5 protein-coding genes are annotated in these 4,707 nt (G+C 38.2%); 4 read left to right on the forward strand and 1 reads right to left on the reverse strand.

Annotated features, from left to right (window positions below; genetic code table 11):
• Positions 1-235: 235 nt before the first annotated feature.
• Entirely contained in the window at positions 236-436 is a 201-nt protein-coding gene (locus F6K22_RS32565) for a hypothetical protein (RefSeq protein WP_293107860.1), read from the forward strand.
• A gap of 141 nt (positions 437-577) precedes the next feature.
• Here F6K22_RS32565 and F6K22_RS32570 read toward each other — a convergent pair whose 3' ends face one another.
• Entirely contained in the window at positions 578-2,443 is a 1,866-nt protein-coding gene (locus tag F6K22_RS32570; RefSeq protein ID WP_293107862.1) for a vanadium-dependent haloperoxidase, read from the reverse strand.
• A 979-nt stretch (positions 2,444-3,422) separates the two neighbouring features.
• Here F6K22_RS32570 and F6K22_RS32575 point away from each other — a divergent pair.
• From F6K22_RS32575 to F6K22_RS32585, 3 genes are all read left to right on the forward strand, one after another.
• On the forward strand, positions 3,423-3,992 hold the full coding sequence (locus tag F6K22_RS32575; protein ID WP_293107865.1) for a type 2 periplasmic-binding domain-containing protein: 570 nt from the start codon (positions 3,423-3,425) through the stop codon (positions 3,990-3,992).
• Between the two features lie 322 nt (positions 3,993-4,314).
• Positions 4,315-4,482 (forward strand): hypothetical protein, encoded by a 168-nt coding sequence (locus tag F6K22_RS32580; protein WP_293107868.1) that lies wholly within the window; start codon positions 4,315-4,317, stop codon positions 4,480-4,482.
• Positions 4,472-4,603, forward strand: coding sequence for a hypothetical protein (locus tag F6K22_RS32585; protein WP_293107871.1), 132 nt, complete (start codon positions 4,472-4,474; stop codon positions 4,601-4,603). The genes F6K22_RS32580 and F6K22_RS32585 overlap by 11 nt, the downstream gene beginning before the upstream one ends.
• Positions 4,604-4,707: the final 104 nt, after the last annotated feature.

Below are 4,707 nucleotides of genomic sequence, written 5' to 3' on the forward strand. Positions count from 1 at the left end.
TATATTTTATCTGTAATGTTATATTATGTCCGGTTGAATAGTTATAATTAAAGCTTGTAGTAGGGCTTGAGCAACTTCTATAATTTAGGGCTAAAGCCCTACTACAAACAAAAATTTTTTGATCGCTCATTATCCGGACATCATATTAAAAGGTATGAGGGAGCTATAATAGTTCAAAATCCTACAGTTTTTGTTAATAATATTGTTGGTTCTTTTTAGAGGGATAAATTTAAAGATGAATCAAAAGTTAATTGTGCCAGAAATGGCATTGGTTAGAAGTGAAAGTGTACGGGCAATTATCAATAGTTTGGGAATTGCTAAAGCTGCGTTTTTCTGTCGGGAAACTATGTCGCAGTCGGTAGATTATTTGGAGTTAAAGGAGAAGATGTTTGGGGAGAAAAGTGCGAGAGAAATTTATGAGGAAGTTAAAAAATAATCGCTCTTGTTAGAGGAAGAAGGCGATCGCCATTTTTCTCAAAAGCGATCGCCTCCTTCTGTTTCTATTTATCCTACAATCAAATCAGACTATAAGATAGACTATTTTGAGAGTAACCTTTTCACCTATGTACCTAATGATTCATCGCCGACCAATTCTCACAACCTCACCATCAAAGGTTGGTACAGAGAAGACAAAGGGATCTGTAGGATAAGTCAATGCCTGTTCTTCAAGAATACCAATGGCAATTTCCTCGCCCATGCGAACGCTATCGTAATAGTCGGTGAAGTAGTGAACTCCTGCCATGTTTCGACCAATGGAAATATTGGCTGCTAGTTTATTCAGTTCACCCTCAAGAGTTAGAGCTTCAGAAATATGATTAATTGTGTCTTCTACCAAGGTATTACCTTTATCAGCATCATTTGCTCGGAAAGCAACCAATTTATCACCTTCCTCCATACGTTTGAACCTATATTCGTTACTACTATCCTTTACAAGCACTGCACTGGTGTCAAAAAATGCCTTGAGAATGGTTACACAAGCACCAGCAACGGTAGCGTGTCCTGCACCATAAGCAGGGTGCATGGGAGATCCTTCAGGAAATGCCATTGGTAGCAGATAACTACCTTCAGCTATTGCGGAAATATTTCCGAGAGTACTTGTTGCTAAATCACCATTTCCATTGTTTTCTAGCTTATCTAGGAACCCCTGAACGTATTTAAGCAAGGCTTCTGGGATAAATTCATTCTGTATAGCACTGTCACATTCATTTTTACGACGCACCAGCTCAACTCGTGCTGCTAGAGCCTCTGGTCGCAAGCGAATATGATTGTTAAACTTCTGGAAACGAACAGCCTTGAGCGCTCGTGTTGCTACCTCAGTCACCAAGGTCAAAATGTGGGGACCGCCATAAAGAGCAAAACCATTAGCGTGACGGCGAGTTTTTGGATCTGTTGGTGCTACACCACCTCCAGAGAGATGATCGAAACCAGGATCGAAAGGAGTTCCCATTCCCAACAGAATCAGACAAGCATTGAGATAAGCTTCATAAAGGGCATCGTAGTGGACATAGGTTGCCAGGTCGCGGGGTGTGGAAATAAAGCGACGTCCAGGAGCATAGCTTTCTCGTGGCTGTGCAATACCCCGCTGAACTTCAACATACTTTGTAAAATCGGTCATATAGTCTGTTCCTGGCGTCGCTATGGGAACTTTTTGGTTGATTTCCAGAACACCATAGGCGATTTTTCCTGTAGTGACACCATCCTCTCCGTTGACGGCTTTGTTACCAATTAGCAAAAATTGAGACAGGTAAGGTCCCACTTCTACCCCTGGAGAAGACCCACGAAATACTGTCTGTAGGTCGAGTTTTCCTTTCTGGCTGACTCTTTTTCTTTTCTGGTTGACTTTTCGGGGTCGTCCATTTTGATTTTGGACGTAACCAAGTTTATTGAGGCGAGCAATTGATGCTTTCAAATTTTCATTTTTTGCACCTTTCTCAAAATCGTTAAGAGGAAAATCGCGAAGAATTGCTAGTTCATATACCTCTGCCATCTCAAAAATCAGTTCCAGGTTTATGTTTCCAGTGAAATCTAATAATGGTGGTGCGGGAGCCATGGTGACTGCTTGAGCATCAGGTCCTTCTAGATCGTGTACAACCCCTGCAGTTGGAGCTTCCCACTGTCTAAAACCATTAAGGAAATTCGGATTTTCCTCTTCTACAATGTTGCCATTAACAACCTTATATTTTGCACCATGACGAACTCTATCAGTAAAGGGATCGATGAAGCCATCATCGATAGCTCGGCGAAATTCTACAAAGTCTCTTGGATCTTGTAACAATCCTGTGTTGGGGTTATGGATTAAACCTTTGGTAAAGGACATGAAATACCGATCGCCTGCGTAGCGCTCTTCGTCCCCATTAGCTTGATGGGTTGGATATTGGCGACTTCTGGCTAATTCAGCGGCATTAACACGAATGGAATAAGATTTTTGACGACGCTCGTTCATAAAATTCTCCTATTGTTTTATTTACAGCAGGTCTAGTTAAAAACAGCCACGCAACTTGGTAAGTTATTAGAACAATTAAGTGGCATACTCGTCTGTTATGTAGAACCCCTAAGCGTATCTTTGTCTTCTTACTTCATAACTGGATATAGATATGCAATTATGAAATCAATAAATTATTTATCAAAATAGGGAAGTTGCATACAACATCTCTACTCTCAATGTCTTCTTACTTCATAGTTGGATATAGATATGCAATTATCAAGTAAATAAATTATTAGACCTCTCCAGAAAATCAACTTGCTGTTTATTTAAGACAAGCTAGAGTTGTAAAATTCACTCTCCAAAATCATTTTTAGTATTTTTTTCGTGAAAATATATACCCTGTTAAGTGTTAAGTGTTAAGTGTTCCCTACTAGCCACAAAAAATCTATATCTTTTTCACGCCTATGTCTATTTATCAAAATGTTGCGAGAAGATCCGCACTTTCGTGCAAAGTGAGAAAAACGGTATTACCTCCTGACAATTGACTAAATATCCTGACCACTAATACCGGGCGTGATAAATGTTTGCTACAAATAATTAGACTATTGCTAGGAGTCAGGTAGGAATCTCTGCCTTTAGATCGGGGAGGATGTCAAAGAAAACTCCCCTCCTGGTTTAATTAATTGTTTTTATGTTTTGGCGATCGCGAAGTGTTGTGTCAGCAGTATCGCATTAGGGATGCTGACCATTATTGCCTGTTTTATTTTTTGAGCTTTTTATATTAGTTTTATGAGCTTTTAATAAGTAATCTCAATAATTATTTTTGTTCCTTTTTGGTAGTCATTAATATATTTTTATACCTAATTTATTGGCGTATAGTTTTTGTCTAATTTGTGAAAAATATTTGACCTTATTTTTTATTTTCAAGATATCTATTCCACCTTCCTTATTTTTTAATTTTAAAAACTTGACATTTGTTCATTTTATTGTATAATTTTTGATTATCGAACAAAAAACTGTAGATGATTTGAGCAAGGATGATATGAATGATTTTAATGTGAGGTCAACCATGAAAAAAAAACTAACAATAATCATATTTAGTCTTATATTTGCTGTCATAAATTCTGGATGTGCAAGGGCACAAGGAGTATTACAAGAAATTCAACAAACTGGAGTGCTAAAAGTTGGAATGAGAAAAGATGCTGCTCCTTTCGGTTATATTTATGGAGGTAAATGGGAAGGAATTTGTCTAGAATTAATGAATGGATTTAAAGAAGATTTAGAACAAAAATTAAACAGAACTATTACTATAGAAAAATTAGAAACTATTCTTGATGAAGATTCAGAGCAAGGACGTCATCGCAGTGTAGCTAATAATCGAGTTCATATAGAATGTGGTCCTAATACTATTAGAAAAAATCCACCAACAGGAGTTATTTATTCTGAACGTTTCTTCACGGCTGGTACATATTTAATGATGAAACCAGACAGAAGATTAACAGTTAATCCAGATGGATTTCTGGAAGGAATTGTAATCGGGGTTCTCAATAGACTTCTCCAAAAATGAAAAATAAAATCAATTCTTATCCATAAATTATCAATTAATCCCCCCTGTTCCCTGTTCCCAGTTAAGTGTTCCCTCTTTTCTGGAGAGGTCTAATGATTCTCTTACACAAAAATTTATTGATAGTCGATATCAACTGGCAGACCAAAAAGTTGATCAAGGAGCATCGGGAAGAGAAACTGCAGTTAAAGATGCCATATCAGGTACAATAGATGCTTTTGCTAGTGACGGGATTTTATTAGTAGGAGAAGCATTCCGACAAGGATTAAAAGAAAATCAATATGCTTTAGAACTAAACAGACCACTTATCTGTATTTCTTATGGCATGATTTTACCTGCTAATGATTCGGAGTGGCAAAAAACAGTCAATGAATATGTTGTGACTAAGCGTCAAATTAGTGCAATTACAGATATTTTAACTAGGTTAGCAGGAGGTACATCTCCATTTATCGGAGTGACTATTTCTGCTCAAGATAAATGCAGTGGGTTGTAAAACCGGAGAAGGGGGAGTGTGGGGAGTGTGGGAAGTGTGGGAAGTGTGGGAAGTGTGGGGAGAGGGGGGAGAGGGGGAAGTGTGGGAAGTGTGGGGAGTGTGGGGAGAGGGGTTGAATTAACTGTTTGGGCGTTCAATCTTCCCATATAGCAGTCGAAGCAAAGATTAGGACATTGAAAAATACTCAAACGATCGTCAGGGATTACTTCTGACTTGCGACTTCTG

The organism is Okeania sp. SIO2F4 (assembly GCF_010672385.1).
In the GTDB taxonomy this organism is placed as follows: Bacteria; Cyanobacteriota; Cyanobacteriia; order Cyanobacteriales; family Microcoleaceae; genus Trichodesmium.

Excerpts from the sequence above, each read along its gene's own strand:
- F6K22_RS32565 (WP_293107860.1), top strand. The coding sequence starts at position 236 with ATGAATCAAAAGTTAATTGTGCCAGAAATGGCATTGGTTAGAAGTGAA.
- F6K22_RS32570 (WP_293107862.1), bottom strand. The coding sequence starts at position 2,443 with ATGAACGAGCGTCGTCAAAAATCTTATTCCATTCGTGTTAATGCCGCT.
- F6K22_RS32580 (WP_293107868.1), top strand. The coding sequence starts at position 4,315 with ATGATTTTACCTGCTAATGATTCGGAGTGGCAAAAAACAGTCAATGAA.